At 65.1% G+C, this 23,458-nt stretch carries 24 protein-coding genes, 1 other RNA gene and 1 pseudogene; 17 read left to right on the top strand and 9 right to left on the bottom strand.

The window, feature by feature from the left end:
* Positions 1–8: 8 nt before the first annotated feature.
* From K410_RS0128375 to ssrA, 8 genes and pseudogenes are all read right to left on the bottom strand, one after another.
* Positions 9–517 (bottom strand): annotated as a pseudogene (locus K410_RS0128375) (GNAT family N-acetyltransferase).
* A gap of 206 nt (positions 518–723) precedes the next feature.
* A complete protein-coding gene (feoB, locus tag K410_RS0128370; protein WP_028138008.1) occupies positions 724–2,595 on the bottom strand; it encodes a ferrous iron transporter B in 1,872 nt (623 codons plus the stop codon).
* 48 nt (positions 2,596–2,643) lie between these two features.
* Positions 2,644–2,919, bottom strand: coding sequence for a FeoA family protein (locus tag K410_RS0128365; protein WP_028138007.1), 276 nt, complete (start codon positions 2,917–2,919; stop codon positions 2,644–2,646).
* A 120-nt stretch (positions 2,920–3,039) separates the two neighbouring features.
* Entirely contained in the window at positions 3,040–3,291 is a 252-nt protein-coding gene (locus K410_RS0128360; protein ID WP_025038043.1) for a ribbon-helix-helix domain-containing protein, read from the bottom strand.
* Complete coding sequence (locus K410_RS0128355) at positions 3,288–3,491, bottom strand: DUF4169 family protein (protein ID WP_028138006.1); 204 nt, start codon at positions 3,489–3,491, stop codon at positions 3,288–3,290. The genes K410_RS0128360 and K410_RS0128355 overlap by 4 nt, the downstream gene beginning before the upstream one ends.
* Positions 3,492–3,769: 278 nt before the next feature.
* A complete protein-coding gene (gene fumC / locus K410_RS0128350; RefSeq protein WP_028138005.1) occupies positions 3,770–5,203 on the bottom strand; it encodes a class II fumarate hydratase in 1,434 nt (477 codons plus the stop codon).
* A gap of 89 nt (positions 5,204–5,292) precedes the next feature.
* Entirely contained in the window at positions 5,293–5,808 is a 516-nt protein-coding gene (locus K410_RS0128345) for an SspB family protein (RefSeq protein ID WP_028138004.1), read from the bottom strand.
* Positions 5,809–5,921: 113 nt separating this feature from the next.
* Positions 5,922–6,287: a transfer-messenger RNA gene (ssrA, locus tag K410_RS38060) on the bottom strand.
* Positions 6,288–6,382: 95 nt separating this feature from the next.
* Between ssrA and K410_RS0128340 the strand changes: the two genes are divergently transcribed.
* The 12 genes from K410_RS0128340 (at position 6,383) to K410_RS0128285 (ending at position 17,113) form a co-directional block, all read left to right on the top strand.
* The gene (locus tag K410_RS0128340) at positions 6,383–7,000 is read left to right on the top strand and encodes a chromate transporter (RefSeq protein WP_028138003.1); all 618 of its coding nucleotides are present in this window, start codon (positions 6,383–6,385) and stop codon (positions 6,998–7,000) included.
* Entirely contained in the window at positions 6,997–7,530 is a 534-nt protein-coding gene (locus K410_RS0128335) for a chromate transporter (protein WP_028138002.1), read from the top strand. Before K410_RS0128340 ends, K410_RS0128335 begins: the two co-directional genes overlap by 4 nt.
* A gap of 92 nt (positions 7,531–7,622) precedes the next feature.
* Positions 7,623–8,384 (top strand): tripartite tricarboxylate transporter TctB family protein, encoded by a 762-nt coding sequence (locus K410_RS0128330; protein WP_028138001.1) that lies wholly within the window; start codon positions 7,623–7,625, stop codon positions 8,382–8,384.
* A gap of 7 nt (positions 8,385–8,391) precedes the next feature.
* Positions 8,392–9,906: a tripartite tricarboxylate transporter permease gene (locus K410_RS0128325; protein WP_028138000.1), complete on the top strand. Its 1,515-nt coding sequence runs from the start codon at positions 8,392–8,394 to the stop codon at positions 9,904–9,906.
* Positions 9,907–10,040: 134 nt separating this feature from the next.
* Complete coding sequence (locus K410_RS0128320; protein WP_028137999.1) at positions 10,041–11,024, top strand: tripartite tricarboxylate transporter substrate binding protein BugD; 984 nt, start codon at positions 10,041–10,043, stop codon at positions 11,022–11,024.
* A 170-nt stretch (positions 11,025–11,194) separates the two neighbouring features.
* Complete coding sequence (locus tag K410_RS0128315; RefSeq protein ID WP_028137998.1) at positions 11,195–11,989, top strand: thymidylate synthase; 795 nt, start codon at positions 11,195–11,197, stop codon at positions 11,987–11,989.
* A gap of 5 nt (positions 11,990–11,994) precedes the next feature.
* Positions 11,995–12,480, top strand: coding sequence for a GNAT family N-acetyltransferase (locus tag K410_RS0128310; protein ID WP_028137997.1), 486 nt, complete (start codon positions 11,995–11,997; stop codon positions 12,478–12,480).
* Positions 12,480–12,992 carry a dihydrofolate reductase gene (locus tag K410_RS0128305; protein ID WP_028137996.1) on the top strand — a complete coding sequence of 171 codons (513 nt, stop codon included), beginning with the start codon at positions 12,480–12,482 and terminating at the stop codon, positions 12,990–12,992. The genes K410_RS0128310 and K410_RS0128305 overlap by 1 nt, the downstream gene beginning before the upstream one ends.
* A 153-nt stretch (positions 12,993–13,145) precedes the next feature.
* The gene (gene hflK / locus K410_RS0128300; RefSeq protein ID WP_028137995.1) at positions 13,146–14,285 is read left to right on the top strand and encodes an FtsH protease activity modulator HflK; all 1,140 of its coding nucleotides are present in this window, start codon (positions 13,146–13,148) and stop codon (positions 14,283–14,285) included.
* Entirely contained in the window at positions 14,282–15,178 is an 897-nt protein-coding gene (hflC, locus tag K410_RS0128295; RefSeq protein WP_028137994.1) for a protease modulator HflC, read from the top strand. The genes hflK and hflC overlap by 4 nt, the downstream gene beginning before the upstream one ends.
* Before the next feature lie 85 nt (positions 15,179–15,263).
* Positions 15,264–15,470 carry a DUF2065 domain-containing protein gene (locus K410_RS0128290; protein ID WP_028137993.1) on the top strand — a complete coding sequence of 69 codons (207 nt, stop codon included), beginning with the start codon at positions 15,264–15,266 and terminating at the stop codon, positions 15,468–15,470.
* 143 nt (positions 15,471–15,613) lie between these two features.
* The gene (locus K410_RS0128285; protein WP_028137992.1) at positions 15,614–17,113 is read left to right on the top strand and encodes a Do family serine endopeptidase; all 1,500 of its coding nucleotides are present in this window, start codon (positions 15,614–15,616) and stop codon (positions 17,111–17,113) included.
* Between the two features lie 121 nt (positions 17,114–17,234).
* Here K410_RS0128285 and serB read toward each other — a convergent pair whose 3' ends face one another.
* The gene (serB, locus tag K410_RS0128280) at positions 17,235–18,140 is read right to left on the bottom strand and encodes a phosphoserine phosphatase SerB (RefSeq protein ID WP_028137991.1); all 906 of its coding nucleotides are present in this window, start codon (positions 18,138–18,140) and stop codon (positions 17,235–17,237) included.
* A gap of 11 nt (positions 18,141–18,151) precedes the next feature.
* On the opposite strand from serB, the gene miaA reads away from it, so the two are divergent.
* From miaA to K410_RS0128255, 5 genes are all read left to right on the top strand, one after another.
* Positions 18,152–19,108 carry a tRNA (adenosine(37)-N6)-dimethylallyltransferase MiaA gene (miaA, locus tag K410_RS0128275; protein ID WP_028137990.1) on the top strand — a complete coding sequence of 319 codons (957 nt, stop codon included), beginning with the start codon at positions 18,152–18,154 and terminating at the stop codon, positions 19,106–19,108.
* Between the two features lie 328 nt (positions 19,109–19,436).
* Positions 19,437–21,212 carry an acetolactate synthase 3 large subunit gene (locus tag K410_RS0128270; protein WP_028137989.1) on the top strand — a complete coding sequence of 592 codons (1,776 nt, stop codon included), beginning with the start codon at positions 19,437–19,439 and terminating at the stop codon, positions 21,210–21,212.
* Between the two features lie 4 nt (positions 21,213–21,216).
* Complete coding sequence (locus K410_RS0128265; protein WP_028137988.1) at positions 21,217–22,188, top strand: threonine dehydratase; 972 nt, start codon at positions 21,217–21,219, stop codon at positions 22,186–22,188.
* A 23-nt stretch (positions 22,189–22,211) separates the two neighbouring features.
* Positions 22,212–22,754: an acetolactate synthase small subunit gene (gene ilvN, locus K410_RS0128260; protein ID WP_028137987.1), complete on the top strand. Its 543-nt coding sequence runs from the start codon at positions 22,212–22,214 to the stop codon at positions 22,752–22,754.
* Between the two features lie 3 nt (positions 22,755–22,757).
* Positions 22,758–23,447, top strand: coding sequence for a class I SAM-dependent methyltransferase (locus K410_RS0128255; RefSeq protein WP_028137986.1), 690 nt, complete (start codon positions 22,758–22,760; stop codon positions 23,445–23,447).
* The last annotated feature ends 11 nt before the right edge of the window (positions 23,448–23,458 follow it).

Raw genomic sequence — 23,458 nt, 5'->3', positions numbered from 1 at the left:
CAATCGTGTCATTGCAGCGTTCGGCGGTGGATGTGGTAGATCACGACGTCGCTGCCATGGCGGTTCGTGCTCCGCTCGAGCAGGTAGTTCGATTTCTCCAGCACGCGGCGCGAGGCGCCGTTTGCGATGTTCACGATGCCGATAAGGGATGGCAGGGCGAGCTCGGAGAGGCCGATGCGCGTCATCGCGGTCGCGGCCTCGGCCGCAAATCCCCGGCCCCAGAGGCTGCGCGTGAACGCGTAGGCAATCTCGATCTCGTCGATGTCGTCCACACGATGTGCCGGAGGCCAGCGCGTCCGGCGAATGCTCCGTCTTTCGTGTGCAGCGCCCAGAGGCCGAAGCCGTGCTCGTCCCAATGCGCCATGTTGACATGGAGGTAAGCCTTTGTCGTCTCCGCCGAACGGGCGCCGCCGATATAGCGGGCGACATCGGGATCGAGATGCAGCGCGACGAGGTCGGCGAGGTGGCTTTCGTTCAGCCTCTCGGCGGTCAGTCGGTCGGTGCTGAAACGGTTCATGGAGACAGATCGCCGCTTCGGTGGCGTGTCGTCGCTCATACCGCTGTCGTTGCGGTCGATGATGACATCATGCCCCTGTTTTGGCCGACGGAGCAAGCGGTGCGGAGTTCTCGGTCAGATGGTTTTCGCGCCCGACTCAAGCCATTGATTTCACTGACCCCGTCTACTGTGCATGGGGTTGTTTTCTCAGTTTTGGCTTCAGGGGTCTATCCCGCCCCGAGCGCGACGGCGACGTTGTACGTCAAAAGGCTCGCCGCATAGGCCAGCACCAGCATATAGGTGAAGGTCACACCCATCCAGGCCCAGCTGCCGGTCTCGCGCCGGATCACGGCCAGCGTGGATGCGCATTGCGGGGCGAAGATGTACCAGGCCAGCATCGACAGTGCGGTCGCCAGCGACCATTTCGTCGCCAGCACCTGGCCGATCTGCTCGGCCGCTTCCTGGCCGCCTTCGATCGCGTAGACGGTGCCGAGCGCTGCGACCGCGACCTCGCGCGCCGCCATGCCCGGGATCAGCGCGACCGCGATCTGCCAGTTGAAGCCGACGGGCGCGAGCAGCGGCTCGAGCGCCTTGCCGATCATCGCAGCCAGGCTGAAGTCGATGGCGGGCCCGGTGGCGCCCGCAGGCGGCTGCGGGAACGAGGCCAGGAACCAGATCAGCACCATCATCGAGAAGATGGTGGTGCCGGCGCGCACCAGGAACATCTTGGCGCGGGTGTAGATGCCGATCGCGATCGATTTCAGCCGCGGCATCTTGTAGTCCGGCAGCTCCAGCATGAACGGCGCCGGCGCAAAGTCGCGCAGCATGAAGAACTTGATCAGGAACGAGACGATCAGCGCGCTGGCGATGCCGGCGGCGTAGAGGCCGAACATCACGAGGCCCTGCAGATTGATGAAGCCCCAGATCTCCTTTGCCGGAATGAAGGCGGAGATGATCAGCGTGTAGACCGGAATGCGCGCCGAGCAGGTCATTAGCGGCGCGATCAGGATCGTGGTCAGCCGGTCGCGCTTGTTGTCGATCACGCGGGTCGCCATGATGCCGGGGATGGCGCAGGCAAAGCTCGACAGCAGCGGAATGAAGGCGCGCCCGTGCAGGCCGGCGCCGCCCATGATGCGGTCCATCAGGAACGCGGCGCGCGCCATGTAGCCGAAATCCTCCAGCAGCAGGATGAACAGGAAGATCAGGATGATCTGCGGCAGGAACACGATGACGCTGCCGACGCCCGAGATCACGCCGTTCTCCAGGAAGCTCTGCAAGAGGCCCTCGGGCAGGGTGGTGTGCACGAGCTCGCCGAGCGCGTCGAAGCCGGACTTGAGCAGATCCATTGCCGGTTGCGCCCAGGCGAACACCGCCTGGAACATCACGAACAGGATCAGCGTCAGCACGACGAGACCGCCGACGGGATGCAGCACGATTGCGTCGATCCGCGCGGTCCAGGTGTCGGGTCTCGCAGGCAGGCTGACGCAGTCGGCGATGATGCGGTCGGCCTCGCGCTGGGTCGCGCGCAATTCGGCGACGCTGAGCGCGCGCCAGCTGTTCGCCTCCGCCCCGGCGGCGAGCTTCGCCGAGATCTCGTCGGTCAGCTTCAAGAGCTCGGCCGTGCCGCCCTTGCGCACCGCGATCGAGGTGACCACGGGCAGGCCGAGCTCCTTGGCGAGCCGCTCGACGTCGACATTGATGCCGCGGCGGGCCGCGATGTCAAACATGTTGAGCACGAGGACCATCGGCCGTCCGGTGCGCTTGAGCTCGAGCAGCAGGCGGATGGTCAGCCGCAGATTGGTCGAATCGGCCACGCACAGCACGAGATCCGGCACGGTCTCGCCGGAGGCCTTGCCGAGCACGAAGTCGCGGGTGATCTCCTCGTCCGGGCTGCGGCCGCGCAGCGAGTAGGTGCCGGGCAGGTCGACCACCGAGACCTGGCGCCCCAGGGGGGTGACGAAGAAGCCTTCCTTGCGCTCGACGGTGACGCCGGGATAGTTCGCGACCTTTTGCCGGCTGCCGGTCAGGGCGTTGAACAGCGATGTCTTGCCGCTGTTTGGCGTGCCGACCAGGGCGAGATGCAGCAGGGGTAATTCCATGGGATCAAGGCCTGGCAAACGGCTTGTGATGAGGCGTCCGGCCGCAGGCTAAGCGACGATGACCGCCATGGCTTCGCGGCGGCGGACCGCGATCGTGATGCTGTCGACCCGTACCGCAATCGGATCGCGCCCGACCAGCCCCTCGTGCAGCACCTCGACCCGGGCGCCCTCGACGAAGCCGAGCTCGATCAGGCGGCTCTCGAGCTCGATGTCGGAAAGCGCCGAGCCCGCCTGGCTAGCGGACAGGTGCTGGATGACGCCGGAATAGCCGCGTTGGGCCAGGCCGAGCGGCATGTGCGGGCGCGTGTCGTTGGTGTCGGTCATGCCCTGTATTTTCAACGCAAGGCATTGAGGTCAAGCGCGGGCGCTCGCCGAAACCGCACCTTAGAGTGATTTTAAAGAGCGCGGATCGCGGGGCGCCTCACAGGCGCCCCCGAGGGCTGGCTATTGGGCCGGGACCTTGTCCGGCTGGGCGGCCATCGCCCGGCTCTTGAAGTAGTCCAGGACGAACAGTCGGATCGCCGACGACAGATTGCCCTGCTGGCGGTTGTTGTCGATCTCGCCGACCAGCTCCGACAACGTCATGTTGCGCAGGCCGGAGATCTCCTTCATGCCGTTCCAGAACGCTTCTTCCAGGCTGACGCTGGTCTTGTGCCCGGCGACGACGATCGACCGCTTCACGACGGGCGACTTCATGGCTGCTCCTCGCGGTCGATCTGATGCCGGTCCAACTGATGCTGATCCAGCTGCGCCTTCGCCTTGTCCGCGCGCGTCTCCTCCGCCGACCGTTCCGCCTTCGTGCGGCCGAACTTCGACCGGTTGGCGTCCGCCTGCTTCGCCGAGGCTTCCCGCTCGACGCGCTTCCTGAAACGATTCAGGTTGATGACGTTCCCCATGCCGCGTCTCCATCATCCGATCCTCGTCAGGCGGGATGAAACATTCAGAAACAGGGCGCCGCGTTGCGCCCTACAAGACTTGATCGCCATTCGCTCGTCCTCGTCAATCAGCCCCTTGGGCCATCAAAGGATGAATTCGGCCCCGTCGGGGGGCGGAAGGGTTGCGTAGCACGCCGTCCCGCCGGAACATTGACGGTAATCAAATCCCACCCCCAAAGCCGCACATTTCTGGACGCAGGGGGTCCGTATCATTACGGATGGCTATCGGAATTCGGAATTTATCCCGGGCTGGTCATCTTCTCCGGGCGTACCAGGCGATCGAACTCGTCGGCCGAGACGAAGCCGAGCCGCAGCGCCTCCTCCTTCAACGTGGTTCCGTTGGCATGGGCCGTCTTGGCCACTTTGGCGGCGTTGTCGTAGCCGATCTTCGGGGCCAGCGCCGTCACCAGCATCAGCGAGCGCTGCATCAGCTCGTCGATGCGCTTCTCGTCGGCGCGGATGCCGCTGACGCAATGCTCGGTGAAGGATCGCGCCGCATCCGCCAGCAGGCGGATCGAGTGCAGCATGTTGTAGGCCAGCACGGGCTTGTAGACGTTGAGCTCGAAATGGCCCTGGCTGCCGGCCACCGTGATCGCGGTGTGATTGCCGAACACCTGGCAGCACACCATGGTCATCGCCTCGCACTGCGTTGGGTTGACCTTGCCCGGCATGATCGACGAGCCCGGCTCGTTCTCCGGCAGGATCAGCTCGCCCAGCCCAGAGCGCGGGCCGGATCCGAGCAGGCGGATGTCGTTGGCGATCTTGAACAGGCCCGTCGCCACCGAATTGATGGCGCCATGCGCCAGCACGTAGGCATCGTTCGAGGCCAGCGCCTCGAACTTGTTGGCGGCGCTGGTGAACGGGAGTTTCGTGATGCGGGCGACGTGCCTTGCGAACAGCTTGGCAAAGCGCGGCTTCGAATTGAGGCCGGTGCCGACGGCGGTGCCACCCTGCGCCAGCGGATAAAGCTCCTTCACTGCGGACTTGAGCCGGGCGATGCCGCTTTCGACCTGCGCGGCGTAGCCGGAAAACTCCTGGCCGAGCGTCAGGGGCGTCGCATCCTGGGTGTGGGTGCGGCCGATCTTGACGATCTTTGCGAACGCCTTCTCCTTCTTGCGCAGCGCGCGCAGCAATTCGGTGAGCGCGGGGATGAGATCGGCATTGATCCGGGTTGCGGCCGCGATGTGCATCGCGGTCGGGAACGAATCGTTCGACGACTGGCTCATGTTGACGTGGTCGTTCGGATGCACCGGCTTCTTGGCGCCGAGCTCGCCGCCGAGCAGTTCGTTGGCGCGGTTGGCGATCACCTCGTTGAGGTTCATGTTGGTCTGCGTGCCGGAGCCGGTCTGCCATACGACCAGCGGAAAATGGTCATCCAGCTTGCCCTCGATCACCTCGCGCGCGGCGCGGATGACGGCGCCCGCGCGGCGCTTGTCGAGCAGGCCGAGCTCCAGATTGGACTGCGCGGCGCCGAGCTTGACGATGCCGAGCGCGTGCACGAGCGCGATCGGCATGCGATCCGTTCCGATGCGGAAATTCTGACGCGAGCGTTCGGTCTGCGCGCCCCAATAGCGATCGGCAGGGACCTCGATGGGACCGAAACTGTCGGTCTCGGTGCGGGTCGCGGGAGGAGCGGTCTTCGAGCGGGAAGCTTTGGCCATGAGCACATCCATTCCGCCGCGCGAAACGCCGCGCGGCCTCTTCATGTGCTCTTCTATATAGGCAGTTTGGCCGGCCGCGACGGCTGGAAAGCCAACCTAGATCATTTCTTGCGGAAACGATCGAGCCGCACCACCTCGGCGCCGCCCTGGCTCGGCGGGGTCGGCTCTTCCGCGGTCTCCGCCTTTTCAGTGGCGGCGGGCACCGCTACGGCCGAAGGGGCAGGGGCCGCCGGCAAAGTCTCCGGCGCGACCTCGGCGACATCGGACGTGTCGAACTGGAGGCCGAACTTCACGGACGGATCGAGGAAGCTCTTGATGGCGCTGAACGGCACCACCAGCCGCTCCGGAATGCCGCCGAAGGACAGGCCGACCTCGAAGCGGTCCTCGAGCACGGTCAGATCCCAGAACTGGTGCTGCAGGATGATCGTCATCTCTTCCGGGTATTGCGCCAGCAGCCGGGGCGACAGCTTCACGCCCTCGGCCTTCGAGACGAAGGTGATGAAGAAATGGTGCTCGCCGGGCAGGCCATGGGCCGCGGCATCGGTCAGCACCTTCCGCAGCACGCCGCGCAGCGCGTCGCGGGCCAGCACATCGTATCGGATATGATCGGTCGCCATGGTGGTCCTGTTGCGTCCCCGAAGCCGGACCCTACCGACTCGACTCGCCAAGCCGCAACAATATCGCGCCTGACGGGTCAGCAGGAGTCCCCGCCGGAGAAGAAAGAAAGGCAAGTGGAGGCTTCTGTTGCCAGGTGCCTCCGAACCCCGCCTAACGGAGCTTAACCCGTTAGGACTTTAAGATGGTCTTTCAAACTGCGTTACGCAGCCTGAGCAACCGGAGCAAAGTTGTCGTTGGCAACTATTGCAGTAGCCCGATAACGGCGGAACAATACCGGGAAAAAGTACGCCCTTTACGCCCTCGTCGATCCTATTTCGCCCCCGCCAAAGCCCGCTTCCGGATAGCCGGTTGGTGGGCTTTGGTGGAGGCGCCGGGTACCGCCCCCGGGTCCGAATGGTTTATTGCGACGACCGTTTATTTCCATAGCCGGCGAACCGGCACTCCCAATATAGGGCGCAAGGGTTTCGAAAAACAGGGGTTTTGCATGCCTCGCCCAATTCTCTTTGGATAGGTTCCGCGCCGAGGCGGGGCCTGATCTTGGCCGCATCGGCGCCGGCGGTCTAAGCTTCTGAGATGTCCGAGGATTCAGCACCGGCCGGCCAACCATCAGATCGACTGCCGGAGCAGCCGGCGCCCGGCGTTCCTGCGCCCGGCCTGCTGGAACTGTTTCTGGCCTTCGCCAGGATGTCGCTGGCCGGTTTCGGCGGGGTCCTGGTGTTTGCCCGGCGGGCCATCGTCGAGCAGCACCGCTGGATGACGGCGGACGAGTTCAACGAGACCTTCGCGCTGTGCCATTTCCTCCCCGGGCCCAACATCGTCAATCTGTCGATGGTGTTCGGATCGAGGCTGCGCGGCATCGCCGGCGGGGTTGCCGCCTTTGCCGGGCTGTTGCTGCCGCCGACGCTGATCATGATGGTTCTCGCGATTATCTATCCCCGTGTTGGCGACCTCGACGTGCTGCGCCGCAGCCTCGCCGGCATCTCCTGCGCGGCCGTCGGTCTCCTGATCGCGGTGGTGTTCCGCATGATGGCGCCGCTGCTGAAGCGGACGGACCTCCTCGCGCTGATCCTGATGCTCGGTGTGTTCCTCGCCATCGGCGTGCTCCGTCTGCCGCTTCAGGCGGTGCTGCTGGTCGCGATCCCCGTGAGCATCGGCGCCACTTATTTCCTGCGGCGGAAAGTAGCAGCATGAACGCCGACAATCCGATCTGGGCCCTGATCGCCACCTTCGGGCTGATGTCGCTGTTCGCAGTCGGCGGCGCCGCGGCGGCGGTGCCCGAGATGCATCGCATCGCGGTCGAGGTGAATCACTGGATGACCGACAAGCAGTTCACCGATGCCTATGCGATCGCACAGCTCTCGCCGGGTCCGAACGTTCTTATCGTGACGTTAATCGGCTATGCCGTCGCCGGCATCCCCGGCGCGCTGGCGGCGACGCTGGCGATGTGCCTGCCGACGGCGCTGCTTGCCTATTATGTAAGCCGGCTCCTGAATCGGCCCAGCCAGTCGCGCTGGCCTGGCTTGATACAAGCTGCACTGGTTCCGCTCTCGATCGGATTGATGGCGGCGAGTGCCCTGATCCTGGCCCAGTCGACCGATCGCACGATTGCTGCACTGCTTCTGACCGCAATGGTTGCGGTGATCGCATCCATCTCGCGCATCAATCCACTGTGGCTGTTGCTTGCCGGCGGGCTGTTGGGTTTTGCTGGCATTGTGTCATGAAAATCGCTAGGCAGTGTTCCGGGCGGGGGATCCAGTTCCAGCCGATTTAGAACAACAGTGCTCGTGACTTACGGGTCGCGGAGGAGACAGGCATGGCCGACACGATGGGCCACTCAGCGACAGCCACCCGAAATACCCGGTTGGCGCTTGGTTTTTGTCTGCTGGCGATTGCGCCGCAGATCTTCGAATTGATCTGGTCGATCGGGACGATCTTCGGCTGGGGCACCGGCCGCGGCCCCGGGACGGTGGTCACCAGTCACGTGACGGCGCTGCTCGCAGGCGCGCCCAGTGCGATTTTCGGATCGTTCGGCAGCGGCACCAAGAAGATGTCGTCCGAGGTCCTGCTGGCCCTGATCTATTCCTATCCGCTGCTGGTCGTGGCGATCCTGACGCTGTTCATGACGGTACGGTCGGCGCAGGATTATGTCGGCGGCGTCGTCCTGATGGCGGTTGCCCTGTTCGCGTTGTGGGCGGGAAGCGATCTGCAGGGCATGCGGGGCTTCTCCTTCGGTGCCGGCACCGCGCCGCGCATGTTCGGCGGACTGCTGGTTGCCTTGTCCGCGGCCATCGCCCTGACCGGTCTTCTGACCGATGGGCCGTCGATGGCCCATTATTCCTGGCGGGGACCGCTGTTCGTGGTCGCCGCGATCCTCTTCTTCGCCCTGTCGATCCGGTCTCTTGGCCTCGTGGTCACGGCCTTCACGAGCTTCATGATCGCAGCGGCGGGCTCGCAGGAGACGCGGTGGCTGGAAGCGCTGATCGTCGGCGCCTGCCTGACGATCGGCTGCGCAATCCTGTTTCCATACATTCTCGGGCTGCCGATGCCGATGTACCCGCGTTTCCTGATCCAGTGAGGGTGTGATGGATATTTTTGCCAACCTCGCTCACGGCTTCGCCGTCGCGTTCTCCCCGATCAATCTCTTGATGTGTCTGATCGGCGCTCTCGTCGGAACGCTGGTGGGCGTGCTCCCGGGCATCGGCACCATCGCGACCGTCGCGATGCTGCTGCCGATCACCTTCGGACTGCCGCCGGTCGGCGCGCTGATCATGCTGGCCGGCATCTATTACGGTGCGCAGTATGGCGGCTCGACCACGTCGATCCTCGTCAACATACCCGGCGAGGCGACATCGGTGGTGACCGCCATCGACGGTCATCAGATGGCCAAGCAGGGCCGTGCCGGCCCGGCGCTGGCGATCGCCGCGATCGGCTCGTTCTTCGCCGGCTGCGTCGCGACCGTGCTCATCGCCGTGCTCGGCGCGCCGCTGACCAAGCTCGCTTTGGCGTTCGGTCCGGCTGAATATTTCTCGCTGATGGTGCTCGGCCTCATCTTTGCGGTCGTGCTGGCCAAGGGCTCGGTGCTGAAGGCGATCGCGATGATCGTGTTCGGCCTGTTGTTGTCGATGGTCGGCTCGGACATCGAAACCGGCGCCTCCCGCATGGCCTTCAACATTCCGGAGCTCGCCGACGGCCTCGGTTTTGCGACGGTGGCGATGGGCGTATTCGGCTTCGCGGAGATCATCCGCAATCTCGACGCCGGCGCCGAGATGAGCCGCGACCTCGTGCAGCAGAAGATCACCGGCCTGATGCCGACCAGGAAGGATCTGACCGACTCGACGCCCGCGATCCTGCGCGGCACCGTGCTCGGCTCGATCCTCGGCATCCTGCCCGGCGGCGGCGCGACGATTGCATCCTTCGGCGCCTATACGCTCGAAAAGAAGCTCGCCAGGGATCCCTCGCGGTTCGGCCGCGGCGCGATCGAGGGCGTGGCGGGGCCGGAGAGCGCCAACAACGCCGCCGCGCAGACCTCCTTCATTCCGCTGCTGACGCTCGGCATCCCGCCGAACGCGGTGATGGCACTGATGGTGGGCGCGATGACCATCCACGGCATCGTGCCGGGCCCGCAGGTGATGCAGAAGCAGCCGGACCTCGTCTGGGGCATGATCGCCTCGATGTGGATCGGCAACCTGATGCTGATCATCATCAACCTGCCGCTGGTCGGAATCTGGGTGCGGCTGCTGCGCGTGCCCTACCGGCTGATGTTCCCCTCGATCGTGATCTTCTGCGCGATCGGCATCTATTCGGTGAACAACGCGCCGGTCGACGTCATCCTCGCCGGCGTGTTCGGCCTCGTCGGGTACTGGCTGATCAAGCACGATTTCGAGCCGGCACCTCTGCTGCTCGGCATGGTGCTGGGACCGTTGATGGAGGAGAACCTGCGCCGTGCGCTGCTGATCTCGCGCGGCGATTGGAGCGTGTTCCTGACGCGTCCGTTGTCGGCAGTGCTGCTGGCGGTCGCGGCGAGCCTCCTCGTCCTTACCGTGCTGCCTTCGCTGCGATCGAAGCGCGACGAGGTGTTCACCGAATCCGAGAATTGAGCACCGTGGCGTGCCGACGCAGCGCAGCTGCGTCGGCACGCCGCATTCGGAAGTCGAATCGACTTGTGTGACGGCTTCGTGAAATGAAAATGTGGGCCCTTGTGGCCGGCATTAGTTTGTCCCGGGGGACCGATATGACGACCATTCGCACGCTGGTTTCGGGCACATGTGCCGCAGCACTTGCCTCGTTATGCGCCTTTGTCGCACCGGCAAAGGCCCAGACCTATCCGACCCGCAGCATCACCATGATCGTGCCGTTCGCGGCCGGCGGACCGACCGATGTGATCTCGCGCATCGTCACCGGGCACATGGCGCAGACGCTGGGGCAGAGCATCATCATCGAGAACGTGGTCGGTGCCGGCGGCACCACCGCCACGACGCGCGCCGCGCGCGCGGCCAATGACGGCTATACGCTGATCACCGGGCATATGGGCACGCATGCCGCCTCGGTGCCGCTCTATCCGAAGCTCGCCTATCATCCCGAGAAGGATTTCGAGCCGATCGCGCTGCTCGCGGGCACGCCGATCCTGATCCTGGCGCGCAAGGATTTCCCGCCCAAGGACCTGAACGAGTTCGTGACCTACGTGAAGGCCAACGCCGAGAAGGTGAACGCCGCGCATGCCGGCGTCGGCTCGGTCTCGCACGTCTCGTGCGAGCTCCTGCACTCGATCCTCGACGTCAAGCCGGTCAGCGTGCCCTTCAGCGGCACCGGACCTGCGATGAACGCGCTGGTGGCGGGTCAGGTCGACTACATGTGCGACCAGATCGTCAACGCCGTACCGCAGATCAACGCCGGCACCATCAAGGCCTATGCGATCGCCACGGCCGAGCGTAATCCGTCGCTGCCGAACGTGCCGACCACGGCTGAAGCCGGCCTGCCGAAATTCCAGGCCCAGGCCTGGAACGCGATGTTCGCGCCCAAGGGAACCTCGCCTGCCATCGTGGCGAGCCTGAACGCAGCCGCCATCAAGGCGCTCGACGACGAGACCGTGAAGAAGCGCCTGCTCGAACTCGGCAGCGTCATCCCGGCGGCAAAGGACCGCACGCCGGAGGCGCTGGCGACCCTCGTCAAGAACGAGATCGCGAAGTGGAGCCCGGTGCTGAAGGCGGCAAATTAGGCAACGCCATCAGGTCGATAGGAGAGGGGCGGGACGCCGGGTTCCGCCCCTTGTCGTTTGCGCCGGGAACGCTCACTTTTCCGGGTATAATCGGTGCGGACAGCGAATCGCCGCTGTTGCAGCGCGGGGTGGCCGCTAAGTTCGCCGCCTTCCCAAAGGCATAGTCGCACATGCACCAGTATCAGGACCTGCTCGAGCGGATTCTTTCAGACGGCGCGGAGAAGACCGACCGCACCGGCACCGGCACGTTCTCGGTGTTCGGCCACCAGATGCGCTTCAATCTGTCGGCCGGTTTCCCGATGCTGACGACCAAGCGGCTGCCGCTGAAGGCGATCGTGCATGAGCTGTTGTGGTTCCTGAAGGGCGACACCAACGTCAAATATCTGCGCGACAACGGCGTCACGATCTGGGACGAGTGGGCGGATGCCAATGGCGATCTCGGCCCGGTCTACGGCCATCAATGGCGCTCCTGGCCCGCGCCCGACGGCCGCAGCATCGATCAGATCGCGAACGTGGTCGACATGATCAAGCGCAATCCGGACTCGCGCCGCCTGATCGTCTCGGCGTGGAATCCGGCCGAAGTCGACAAGATGGCGCTGCCGCCGTGCCATTGCCTGTTCCAGTTCTATGTCGCCAATGGCAAGCTGTCGTGTCAGCTCTACCAGCGGTCGGCCGACGTCTTCCTCGGCGTGCCCTTCAACATCGCCTCTTACGCGCTGCTCACCATGATGGTGGCGCAGGTCACCGGCCTGAAGCCCGGCGACTTCGTGCATTCGTTCGGCGACGCCCATCTCTATTCCAACCATCTGGAGCAGGCAAAGCTCCAGCTCAGCCGCGCGCCGCGTGCGCTGCCGGCGATGCGGATCAATCCCGAGGTAAAGGACATCTTCTCCTTCCGCTTCGAGGATTTCGAGCTCGTCGGCTACGACCCGCATCCGCACATCAAGGCGGAAGTCGCGGTCTGACGCCAATGTCGTTGACCATCCGCCGTGCGCAGCCCGGAGAAGCGGGGCTCGTCCTCTCCTTCATCCGCGAGCTCGCCGAGTACGAGAAGCTCTCGCACGAGGTCGAGGCGACCGAGACCGACGTCGCTGACGCGCTGTTCGGCGAGAGACCGCAACTCTATTGTGCGATCGCCGAATGGGATGGTGAGGCCGTCGGCTTCGCGGTCTGGTTCACGAATTTCTCCACCTTCAGCGGTCGCCACGGCATCTATCTCGAAGATCTCTACGTGCGGCCGTCGCATCGGGGCAGGGGGCTGGGCAAGGCGCTGCTGGTCTATCTCGCGAAGGAATGCGTCGACAACGGCTGGGCGCGCCTGCAATGGGCGGTGCTCGACTGGAACGCGCCGTCGATCGCGTTCTACAAATCGCTCGGCGCCGTCATGATGGACGACTGGACGCTATGCCGCGTCACCGGGCCTGCGCTGAGGCGGCTTGCCGGGAGCTCTGCCTGATGGAGATCGTCTTCGTCGTCGCGATCGCGGAGAACGGCGTCATCGGCGCGGGCAATGCGATGCCGTGGCGATTGAAATCCGACATGGCGCGCTTCAAGGCGCTGACCATCGGCAAGCCCGTGATCATGGGCCGCAAGACCTTCGAATCGCTGCCCCGCCGTCCCCTGCCGGGCCGCACCAATATCGTGATCACGCGCGACCCGGCCTATCGTGCCGACGGGGCCATCGTCACGACATCCGCCGCCGACGCCGGCGCGGTTGCGCGCGGGGATGCCCTGCGACGTTCGGCCACTGACATCGCGGTAATCGGCGGCGCCGAGATCTTCCGGCAATGGCTCGATCGCGCCGATCGCCTCGAAATCACCGAAGTCCATGCCCGGCCCGAAGGGGATACGCATTTCGACATCGACAAAGGGGAATGGGACGAGGTCGACCGTATCCGCCATCCTGCCGGACCCAACGACAGCGCCGACTTCTCCTATGTGACATATCGTCGGCGGCGCGGCCATTAACCGCTTTCGTCAATGTTTACATTGACATTTTCGTGCCCGAGCATAGCTCGGAAGACGGTCAGGGCCGCGTTGTAAGGGACCTGCCTGTCCCCTATAAAGCCGGACCGGACAAAGCGGGCGGGGGCAATTCCACCCTGCCGAGGAGAGCGTCGAATGCCGTGGAAGAATCAGGGCGGTGGCCCATGGGGCTCGGGTCCAAAGGGACCGTGGGGCTCAGGCCCGCAACCGGTCGGGCCGAGGCCGCCGGATCTGGAAGACCTTCTGCGGCGCGGCCAGGACCGCCTCCAGCAGATCATGCCGGGCGGCTATTTCTCCGGCATCGGCATCACGCTGATCGTCCTGCTCATCATCGCGTTCTGGCTGCTGTCGGGCTTCTTCCGCGTGCAGTCCGAAGAGCTCGGCGTCGTGCTGCGCTTCGGCAAGCATGTGCGCACCGTGCAGCCGGGCCTGAACTATCATCTGCCTTATCCGATCGAGACCGTGCTGCTGCCGAAAGCGCTGCGCGTCAACACCATCTCCATCGGCATGACGCTGATCGAGGATCCGGCGCGGCGCGGCCGCTCCATCCGTGACGTGCCGGAAGAGAGCCTGATGCTGACCGGAGACGAGAACATCGTCGACGTCGACTTCACCGTGCTCTGGCGCATCAAGCCGGACGGCGTCGGCGACTTCCTCTTCAACATCCAGAACCCCGAAGGCACCGTGAAGGCGGTCGCCGAGAGCGCGATGCGCGAGGTGATCGGCCGCTCGCAGATCCAGCCGATCCTGACCGGCGCGCGGAACGTCACCGAGCAGAACGTGCACGAACTGATCCAGAAGACTCTGGACAGCTACGGCGCGGGTATCCAGATCAGTCAGGTGCAGATGCAGAAGGTGGATCCGCCGGCGCAGGTAATCGACGCCTTCCGCGACGTCCAGGCGGCGCGCGCCAACCAGGAGCAGTTGCAGAACGAGGCGCAGACCTACGCCAATCAGGTTATCCCGCAGGCGCGCGGCCGTGCCGCGCAGATCCTGCAGGCTGCCGAAGGTTACAAGGAGCAGGCGGTCGCCGAGGCCAAGGGCCAGAGCGCGCGCTTCCTCAACGTTTACGAGGAATACAAGAAGGCGCCCGACGTGACGCGTGAACGGATCTATCTGGAGACCATGGAGCGCGTGCTCGGTGGCGCGGACAAGCTCATTTTCGACGGTGGCGGCGCCTCGGGTCAGGGCGTCGTGCCCTATCTGCCCCTTGGCGAATTGACGACCAAGCGGCCGCCTGCCACCGGTCCGCAGTCGAGCGGAGGCAACCGATGAGATCTCCGGTCACAGGTATGGTCACGCTGCTCGGACTCCTGCTCGTCGTGATCGTCGGCTACATGTCGTTGTTCACGGTGCAACAGACCGAGCAGACCATCGTGCTCCAGTTCGGCCGGCCCGTCGACGTCGTCACCGCGCCCGGCCTGCATTTCAAGGCGCCGTGGAATTCGGTGATCAACATCGACAAGCGGATCCTCGACCTGGAAAACCCGTCGCAGGAAGCGATTGCGTCCGACCAGAAGCGGCTCGTGGTCGATGCCTTCGCGCGCTACCGGATCGAGAATGCGTTGCGCTTCTATCAGAGCATCGGCTCGATCCAGGCTGCCAACGTCCAGCTCACCACGCTCTTGAACGCGGCGCTGCGCCGTGTGCTCGGCGAGGTCACCTTCATCAACGTGGTGCGTGACGACCGCGAGAAGCTGATGCAGCGTATCCGGGAGCAGCTCGACCGCGAGGCCGAGGGCTACGGCATCGAGGTCGTCGACGTCCGGATCCGCCGCGCCGATCTGCCGGAGCAGAACAGCCAGGCGGTCTATCAGCGGATGAAGACCGAGCGCGAGCGCGAAGCGGCCGAGTTCCGCGCTCAAGGCGGCCAGAAGGCCCAGGAGATCAAGTCCAAGGCCGATCGCGAGGCGACCGTGATCGTCGCAGAAGCCAACTCGCAGGCCGAGCAAACCCGGGGCGCGGGCGATGCCGAGCGCAACCGCCTGTTCGCCGAAGCCTACAGCAAGGACGCCGACTTCTTCACCTTCTACCGGTCGATGTCCGCCTACGAGAACGGGCTGCGTTCCAGCGACACCCGCTTCCTGTTGCGGCCGGACACGGATTTCTTCCGGTACTTCAGCAACCCGTCCGGCAAGATGGCAACCGATACGCCGGCGAAGCCGTAAGCGAGACGCCGTAAGCGAGACGGGGGCGGCAGGTCCGGCCGCCCTTCGTCCAGACAAGAACAGCACAACGGGAGGTTCCAATCCGATGAGGTCCATTGCGTTCGCCGACTTCCTCATCGGCTTGGGCATCCTGTTCGTGCTGGAGGGCTTGATGTTTGCGGCGAGTCCAAACTGGATGCGCAAGGCCATGAAGAGCGCCATCGCCACGCCGGATAACATCCTGCGGGCGGTCGGGATCGGCTCGGCCGTGGTCGGCCTGGTCCTGATCTGGGTGATGCGGCGTCCGGTCTAGACCTCGCCACCAACGCCAAAGTGAAGCCGAAGGACCGGTTTTCGCCGTATTATCGGGCTCTTGAGGCCCGTTAAGCTCCGTGCTTGCGCCATCCCCCCGTTCGAGCGCAGTCTGGACCGAATCCTTATTCTCTGGAGATACCAATGCCCGCTGGCACCATTGCCCCGACCCGCTTGCGTTTAGGGCTGGCCGCGCTCGTCGTCAGTGCTTTCAGTGCGTTCGGCACACCGGCCGAGGCGCGCGGACCGGATGGCATCGCCGACGTCGCCGAGAAGGTGATCGACGCGGTCGTCAACATCTCGACCTCGCAGACCGTGGAGGCCAAGGGCAGCGGCGGCGGCAGCAACACCATGCCGCAATTGCCGCCCGGCTCGCCCTTCGAGGAGTTCTTCGACGACTTCTTCAAGAACCGCAGGGGCCCCGGCGGCAGCAAGGGCGGCGACGGCGGCAGCGCTCCGAAGAAGACCAACTCGCTCGGATCCGGCTTCATCATCGACACGGCGGGCGTCGTCGTCACCAACAATCACGTCATTGCGGATGCCGACGAGATCCACGTCATCCTCAACGACGGCACCAAGATCAAGGCCGAGCTGGTCGGCGTCGACAAGAAGACCGATCTTGCGGTGCTCAAGATCAAGCCGCCGAAGCCCCTCGTCGCGGTGAAGTTCGGCGACAGCGACAAGCTTCGCCTCGGCGACTGGGTGGTCGCGATCGGCAATCCCTTCAGCCTGGGAGGCACGGTCACCGCCGGCATCGTTTCGGCCAAGAATCGCGATATCTCCTCAGGTCCCTACGACAGCTACATCCAGACCGACGCCTCCATCAATCGCGGCAATTCCGGCGGGCCGCTGTTCAACCTCGATGGCGACGTCATCGGCGTCAACACGCTGATCATCTCGCCCTCCGGCGGCTCGATCGGCATCGGCTTCGCCGTGCCGTCGAAGACGGTCGTGGGCGTCGTCGATCAGCTGCGCCAGTTCGGCGAGTTGCGCCGCGGCTGGCTCGGCGTGCGCATCCAGAGCGTCACCGACGAGATCGCCGAGAGCCTCAACATCAAGCCGGCGCGCGGCGCGCTGGTTGCCGGCATCGACGACAAGGGCCCGGCCAAGCCTGCGGGCATCGAGCCCGGCGACGTCGTCGTCAGGTTCGACGGCAAGGACGTGAAAGATCCGAAGGATCTTTCGCGCGTCGTCGCCGACACGGCGGTCGGCAAGGAGGTCGACGTCGTCATCATCCGCAAGGGCCAGGAGCAGACCAAGAAAGTCACGCTCGGCCGCCTCCAGGATCCCGAAAAGGTGCAGGCCGCGGTCAAGACCGACGAGCCGGCGCCCGAGAAGCCGGTGACGCAGAAGGCGCTCGGCCTCGATCTCGCCGCGCTGAACAAGGATCTGCGCACGCGCTACAAGATCAAGGAGAGCGTCAAGGGCGTGGTCGTCACCTCGGTCGATGCCAATTCCGACGCCGCGGAGAAGCGCCTCTCGGCCGGAGACGTCATCGTCGAGGTCGCGCAGGAGGCCGTCTCCAGCGGCGCCGACATCCAGAAGCGGGTCGATCAGCTCAAGAAGGACGGCAAGAAGTCGGTGCTGCTGCTGGTCTCCAACGCCGAGGGCGAGCTGCGGTTCGTGGCGTTGAGCGTGCAGTAAGGGGCGTTCGCTCTGACCTCTCGTCATGGCCGGGCTTGACCCGGCCATCCACGCTTTGCCACGCGGACGGACTGTGACGTGGATGCCCGGGACAAGCCCGGGCATGACGGCGGAGAGAGTGTCAGGTCTCCACGAACTCGTCCCGCTTATACCCCTGCGCATACAGCAGCGCGGTGAGATCGCCGTGATCGATCCGCGCGGCCGCCGCCGCCGCGACGGCCGGCTTGGCGTGATAGGCCACGCCGAGCCCCGCCGCCTGGATCATCGCGAGGTCGTTGGCGCCGTCGCCGACCACGACCGAGTCGATGTCGTCGAGATCGAACGATTCCATCAGGTCGACCAGCGTGGCGAGCTTGGCCGCGCGCCCCAGAATCGGCTCCTTCACCTCGCCGGTGAACTTGCCGTCGCGCACGACGAGCTCGTTGGCGCGGTTTTCCTGAAAGCCGATCTTGGCGGCAACCGCGGTCGTGAACAGCGTGAAGCCGCCGGAGACGAGGCAGGTATAGGCGCCGTGGGCCCGCATGGTCGCGACCAGTGTGCTGCCGCCCGGGGTCAGCGTGATCCGCTTGGCCAGCACCTCGTCGACCGCGCTGGCGGGCAAGTCCTTCAGCAGCGCGACGCGCTCGCGCAGCGCCGGCTCGAACTCGATCTCGCCGCGCATGGCGCGCTCGGTAATGGCGGCCACATGCGCCTTCACTCCGACCAGATCGGCGAGCTCGTCGATGCATTCCTGCCCGATCATGGTGGAATCCATGTCGGCGAGAAAAAGCTTCTTGCGCCTGAAGCCGACAGGCTGCACGACGATGTCGATCGGCAGGTCGCCGCGAAGCTCGCGCAGCCGCTGCTCGATGGCGTGGCGGTCGGCTTCGAGGTGACTGTCGGCGCCGAACGGGATATCGACCGCGACCCCGTCGAACAGCCAGTGCGCGGGCGCGGCCTGCGGCAGCACGGCGCGGGCGCCGTCGACGATGGTCGTATCGAGCGCGGGATTGTCGGGGTTGCAGATCAGCGTGGCGACGAGGGACATTTGAGGTTTTCGTGAGCGAGGAGCAAGTCGGCAGGAGGCCCTTTGGCGAGGCCGTGCTTATCGCAGGCCCGACCGCCAGCGGCAAGTCGGCGCTGGCGCTGGAGCTCGCGCTCGTCAGCGGCGGTATCGTCGTCAATGCCGATTCCATGCAGGTCTACCGCGACCTGCGCATCATCACGGCACGGCCGACACAGGATGAGGAGGCCCGCGCTCCGCACCGTCTCTACGGCCATGTCGATGCAGCCGTGAATTTCTCGGCCGGCGCCTGGGTGGCCGACGCGGCAAAGGTGCTCGACGAGGCGCGCGCGCAAGGCCGCCTGCCGATCTTCATCGGCGGCACCGGGCTCTATTTCAAGGCGCTGACCGCCGGGCTCTCCGTGGTGCCGCCAATTCCCGCCGAGGTGCGCGAGGACGTGCGCGCTCGGCTGGAAAGGAACGGTGCGGAGGCGCTGCATGCGGAATTGGCGCGTCGCGATCCGCTCGCCGCCGAGCGATTGAACCTGCGCGATCGCACCCGGATCGCGCGTGCGCTCGAGGTGGTCGAGGCGACCGGACGCTCGCTGCTCGACTGGCACCGGGAAGGCCAGCCTCCGCTGCTGCCGAGGGACAGTTTTCGCGCGGTGTTTCTCGCACCCGAGCGTGACGCGCTCTACGCACGGATCGACGCCCGTTTCGACGCCATGCTGGCCGCCGGCGCATTGGAGGAGGTCGAGCGGCTTGCCGCCAGACAGCTCGATCCGCTGCTGCCGGCGATGAAGGCGCATGGCGTGCCCGCCCTGATCCGGCACTTGCGCGGTGAACTCAGCCTGGAGCAGGCCGCCGCCATCGGCCGCGCCGACACCCGTCACTATGCCAAGCGGCAATTCACCTGGTTCCGGCATCAATTGCCGGAGTTCGAATGGGTCAGGCCGGAGCAGGCGAGGGGATGGGGCGCTGCGATCGTCAGCGCGGTCCGCGCCCGCGGCTGACGCATTTTTCCATCCGGGTTCCCTCATTTACCTCTCGCCGAACCCGGGGAACATCGCTACACTGCCAAAATCGCGCGGAGACGGCCGCATTGCCTTGACATCCAGGCTTTGGCCGCTATGTTCGCGCAACCTTTGGGAAGCCGAGCGCCTGCCATGCGTAACATTATTACCAAACTCCTTATCGCCGTCGTACCCAGGCACACCGCCGGGGATGGCTAGCTGCCATCCACAAGACAGGCGGTGTGCATGGGCCCTCTTCGGGGCCTTTTTTATTTCCCGAACCCGACACGAACGAAGCCGCTGACAACAGCGCATCCGGAGCAAGCCAATGAGCGACAAGAGCCACGATCCGAACCAGATGACCGGCGCCGCGATGATCGTGCGCGCGCTCATCGATCACGGCGTGACCGACATTTTCGGCTATCCCGGCGGCGCCGTGCTTCCGATCTATGACGAGATCTTCCAGCAGAGCGAAGTCCAGCACATCCTGGTCCGTCACGAGCAGGGCGCGGGCCACGCCGCCGAGGGCTATGCCCGCTCGACCGGCAAGCCGGGCGTCGCGCTGGTGACTTCCGGCCCCGGCGCCACCAACATGGTGACGCCGCTGACCGATGCGCTGATGGACTCGATCCCGCTGGTCTGCATTTCGGGCCAGGTGCCGACGCATCTGATCGGCAACGACGCGTTCCAGGAATGCGACACGGTCGGCATCACGCGCCCCTGCACCAAGCACAATTGGCTGGTCCGCGACGTCAACGATCTCGCGAAAGTTCTGCACGAGGCCTTCTACGTCGCGACCTCCGGCCGTCCCGGGCCGGTGCTGGTCGACGTGCCCAAGGACGTGCAGTTCGCGACCGGCACCTATCATCCGCCGCGCAAGTCCGACGTGCACCGTTCCTATGCGCCGCGCGTGAAGGGCGATGCGGCGCAGATCCGCAAAGCGGTGGCGCTGCTGGCGGGTGCCAAGCGTCCCGTGATCTACAGCGGCGGCGGCGTCATCAATTCCGGCCCCGAAGCGACCAGGCTGTTGCGCGAGCTGGTCGAGGTCACCGGTTTCCCGATCACTTCGACGCTGATGGGTCTCGGCGCCTATCCTGGATCGGGCAAGAACTGGCTCGGCATGCTCGGCATGCACGGCACCTATGAGGCCAACATGACGATGCATGATTGCGACGTCATGCTGTGCGTCGGCGCGCGCTTCGACGACCGCATCACCGGCCGCGTCGATGCGTTCTCCCCCAATTCGAAGAAGATCCACATCGACATCGACCCGTCCTCGATCAACAAGAACATCCGCGTCGACGTGCCGATCATCGGCGATTGCGGCAACGTCCTCGGCGACATCCTGCAGGTGTTCAAGGCGGAGGCGAAGAAGCCGGACATCAAGAGCTGGTGGCAGCAGATCGCGCAATGGCGCGCCCGCAACTCGCTCTACTACAAGAAGAGCAACGACGTCATCCTGCCGCAGCATGCGATCCAGAGCCTGTTCGAAGCCACGCGCGGCAGGGACACCTACATCACGACCGAGGTCGGCCAGCACCAGATGTGGGCGGCGCAGTTCTACGGCTTCGAGGAGCCGCATCGCTGGATGACGTCGGGCGGTCTCGGCACCATGGGCTACGGCCTGCCGGCCGCGGTCGGCGTGCAGGTGGCCCATCCCGACAGTCTCGTCATCGACATCGCAGGCGATGCCTCGGTGCAGATGACGATGCAGGAGATGTCGACGGCGGTGCAGTACGAGCTGCCGATCAAGATCTTCATCCTGAACAACCAGTACATGGGCATGGTGCGGCAGTGGCAGCAGCTGCTGCACGGCAACCGGCTGTCGCATTCCTATTCGGAGGCGCTGCCGGATTTCGTCAAGCTCGCCGAAGCCTATGGCGCCGTCGGCCTTCAGGTGCACAAGCCCGGCGATCTCGACGGCGCCATCAAGGAGATGATCTCGGTCAAGCGGCCGGTGCTGTTCGACTGCCGCGTCGCGGCGCTCGAAAACTGCTTCCCGATGATTCCGTCCGGCAAGGCGCACAACGAGATGCTGTTGCCGGAGCAGGCCAATGACGAGGCGACCGCGAAGGCGTTCGCCGGTGGCAAGGCGCTGGTGTGAAGCCATGTTCGACCTGAGGGAGCTCGAGCGCGCACATGCGATCGTGGGGCAGGCGGTGCCGGCAACGCCGGCGCATGCCTGGCCGTTGCTCGCAGGTCGGCTCGGCACCGAGGTCGTGGTCAAGCACGAGAACCACACGCCGATCGGCGCCTTCAAGGTGCGCGGCGGCCTCGTCTATCTCGAACGGCTGAAGCGCGAGCGGCCGAAGACATCGGGGATCATCTCGGCGACGCGCGGCAATCACGGTCAGAGCCTCGCCTTTGCCGCGAGTCGCCACGGCGTACCCGCGGTGATCTATGTGCCGCGCGGCAACTCGGTCGAGAAGAACCGCGCGATGACGGCCTTTGGTGCCGAACTCGTCGAGCACGGCGAGGACTTTCAGGCGGCTCGCGAGGAAGCCGAGCGCCGCGCGCAGTTCGCCGGGCTCCACATGGTGCCCTCGTTCCACCCGGATCTCGTTCTTGGCGTTGCGACCTACGCTCTCGAACTGTTCCGCGCCGCGCCCGACCTCGATGTCCTCTATGTGCCGATCGGGCAGGGCTCCGGCATCTGCGGCTGCATCATGGCGCGCGACCTGCTCGGCCTGAAAACCGAGATCGTCGGCGTGCAATCGACGGAAGCGCCGTCCTATGCGCTGTCGTTCGCGGCCGGAAAAATCGTGACGACCGAAACCAGCAACACGCGCGCCGACGGCATGGCGACGCGCATCCCCGACGCGGATGCATTTGCGCTGATCCGCAAGGGCGCCGCGCGCATCGTAGAGGTCACCGACGACGAGGTTGCCGCCGCGATCCGCGCCTACTGGACCGATACACATAATCTCGCCGAAGGCGCCGGCGCAGCCGCGTTGGCCGCGGCGCTGCAGGAAAAGAGCAAGCTCAAGGGCAAGCGCGTCGGTCTCGTGCTGTCCGGGGGCAATATCGATTTCGATCTGTTCCGCCGTTGGGTCGGGACGGACGCGCCAGCGATGGCGTGACGGAGAGACAAGAGGGGACGACAATGAACCAGCCCGCATCCGCCTATTTCATCGAGGAGCGCCACGACCCGAACGAGACGCACACGCTCGCGGTGCTCGTGCAGAACGAGCCGGGCGTGCTCGCCCGCGTCATCGGCCTGTTCTCGGGTCGCGGCTACAACATCGAAAGCCTCACGGTCTCGGAGACCGAGGCCCAGAAGCATCTGTCGCGCATCACCATCGTCACCACCGGCACGCCAATGGTGATCGCGCAGATCAAGAACCAGCTTGACCGCATGATCCCGGTCTATCAGGTCGTCGACATGACCCAGACCCGGCGCTCGATCGAGCGCGAGCTCGCGATGGTGAAGGTGCGCGGGCAGGGCGAGCATCGCGTCGAGGCGCTTCGGCTGGCGGATGCGTTCCGCGCCCGGGTGATTGACGCCACGACCGAGAGCTTTGTGTTCGAGATCACAGGCAACACGGACAAGATCAACCAGTTTATCGATTTGATGCGCCCGCTCGGCCTCGTCGAGGTGTCGCGCACCGGCGTTGCCGCGATCGGCCGCGGGCCTGAAGGGATGTGAGCCATGCTGGCGCGCGACTGGTACTATAACGAGCGGAACCGGATGGGGATCGGGCCCGCCGTGGCCTCGATCTACGACGCCCACGACGATGCCGATCTGCGGGCGCGCGCCGCACTGAAGATGCTGGGAGTCCAGCGCGGCTGGCGCATTGCCGACATCGGCTGCGGCAACGGCGTGCTGGCGACCGAAGCGGCGCTGCTGGGTGCCGAGGTCGACGCCATCGACATCTCGCCAGCGATGCTGGCGCTCGCCGAGATCTACGCGCGCGACCGCAAGGCGCCGGTGCGCACCCAGTCCGCCGGCCTGCTCAGCTTTGCCTATCGGCCCGAATCCTACGATCTCGTCGTCAGCGAGTTCACGCTGCACCATTTGCCGGACTTCTGGAAAGCGGTGGCGATGTCGCGGATTTTTCGCGCGCTCAAGCCGGGCGCGACGTTCTACCTGCGCGACATCGTCTACACCGCGATGCCCGACGCGATCGAGCGCGACGTCGAGCAATGGGCCGACTTCCAGATCAAGAACCACGATTTCGCGCGCGAAAGCGTGGTGACACATATGCGCGACGAATACTCCACCTTCGGCTGGGTGATGGAGCGGATGCTGACCGACGTCGGGTTCACGCTGGTCTCGGCCGACTACCACGCACCGATGCACGGCACGTATCTGCTGCGCAAACCCAATTCTTCCACGTAAAGGCCGGCGAG

This window comes from Bradyrhizobium sp. 22, assembly GCF_000482425.1.
Taxonomy (GTDB): Bacteria; Pseudomonadota; Alphaproteobacteria; order Rhizobiales; family Xanthobacteraceae; genus Bradyrhizobium; species Bradyrhizobium japonicum_B.
The sequence above is the reverse complement of the archived record's forward strand: the minus strand, read 5'-3'. Positions and strand labels throughout refer to the sequence as shown.

What these genes read in the sequence shown, in the direction of transcription:
- K410_RS0128270 (WP_028137989.1), top strand. Translation starts at nt 19,437, where the DNA reads ATGAGCGACAAGAGCCACGATCCGAACCAGATGACCGGCGCCGCGATG.
- K410_RS0128315 (WP_028137998.1), top strand. Translation starts at nt 11,195, where the DNA reads ATGCACCAGTATCAGGACCTGCTCGAGCGGATTCTTTCAGACGGCGCG.
- K410_RS0128285 (WP_028137992.1), top strand. Translation starts at nt 15,614, where the DNA reads ATGCCCGCTGGCACCATTGCCCCGACCCGCTTGCGTTTAGGGCTGGCC.
- K410_RS0128335 (WP_028138002.1), top strand. Translation starts at nt 6,997, where the DNA reads ATGAACGCCGACAATCCGATCTGGGCCCTGATCGCCACCTTCGGGCTG.
- serB (WP_028137991.1), bottom strand. Translation starts at nt 18,140, where the DNA reads ATGTCCCTCGTCGCCACGCTGATCTGCAACCCCGACAATCCCGCGCTC.
- feoB (WP_028138008.1), bottom strand. Translation starts at nt 2,595, where the DNA reads ATGGAATTACCCCTGCTGCATCTCGCCCTGGTCGGCACGCCAAACAGC.
- K410_RS0128325 (WP_028138000.1), top strand. Translation starts at nt 8,392, where the DNA reads ATGGATATTTTTGCCAACCTCGCTCACGGCTTCGCCGTCGCGTTCTCC.
- hflC (WP_028137994.1), top strand. Translation starts at nt 14,282, where the DNA reads ATGAGATCTCCGGTCACAGGTATGGTCACGCTGCTCGGACTCCTGCTC.
- ilvN (WP_028137987.1), top strand. Translation starts at nt 22,212, where the DNA reads ATGAACCAGCCCGCATCCGCCTATTTCATCGAGGAGCGCCACGACCCG.
- K410_RS0128320 (WP_028137999.1), top strand. Translation starts at nt 10,041, where the DNA reads ATGACGACCATTCGCACGCTGGTTTCGGGCACATGTGCCGCAGCACTT.
- K410_RS0128265 (WP_028137988.1), top strand. Translation starts at nt 21,217, where the DNA reads ATGTTCGACCTGAGGGAGCTCGAGCGCGCACATGCGATCGTGGGGCAG.
- K410_RS0128360 (WP_025038043.1), bottom strand. Translation starts at nt 3,291, where the DNA reads ATGAAGTCGCCCGTCGTGAAGCGGTCGATCGTCGTCGCCGGGCACAAG.
- hflK (WP_028137995.1), top strand. Translation starts at nt 13,146, where the DNA reads ATGCCGTGGAAGAATCAGGGCGGTGGCCCATGGGGCTCGGGTCCAAAG.
- K410_RS0128290 (WP_028137993.1), top strand. Translation starts at nt 15,264, where the DNA reads ATGAGGTCCATTGCGTTCGCCGACTTCCTCATCGGCTTGGGCATCCTG.
- fumC (WP_028138005.1), bottom strand. Translation starts at nt 5,203, where the DNA reads ATGGATGTGCTCATGGCCAAAGCTTCCCGCTCGAAGACCGCTCCTCCC.
- K410_RS0128255 (WP_028137986.1), top strand. Translation starts at nt 22,758, where the DNA reads ATGCTGGCGCGCGACTGGTACTATAACGAGCGGAACCGGATGGGGATC.
- K410_RS0128365 (WP_028138007.1), bottom strand. Translation starts at nt 2,919, where the DNA reads ATGACCGACACCAACGACACGCGCCCGCACATGCCGCTCGGCCTGGCC.
- K410_RS0128330 (WP_028138001.1), top strand. Translation starts at nt 7,623, where the DNA reads ATGGCCGACACGATGGGCCACTCAGCGACAGCCACCCGAAATACCCGG.
- K410_RS0128305 (WP_028137996.1), top strand. Translation starts at nt 12,480, where the DNA reads ATGGAGATCGTCTTCGTCGTCGCGATCGCGGAGAACGGCGTCATCGGC.
- K410_RS0128345 (WP_028138004.1), bottom strand. Translation starts at nt 5,808, where the DNA reads ATGGCGACCGATCATATCCGATACGATGTGCTGGCCCGCGACGCGCTG.
- K410_RS0128340 (WP_028138003.1), top strand. Translation starts at nt 6,383, where the DNA reads ATGTCCGAGGATTCAGCACCGGCCGGCCAACCATCAGATCGACTGCCG.
- K410_RS0128355 (WP_028138006.1), bottom strand. Translation starts at nt 3,491, where the DNA reads ATGGGGAACGTCATCAACCTGAATCGTTTCAGGAAGCGCGTCGAGCGG.
- K410_RS0128310 (WP_028137997.1), top strand. Translation starts at nt 11,995, where the DNA reads ATGTCGTTGACCATCCGCCGTGCGCAGCCCGGAGAAGCGGGGCTCGTC.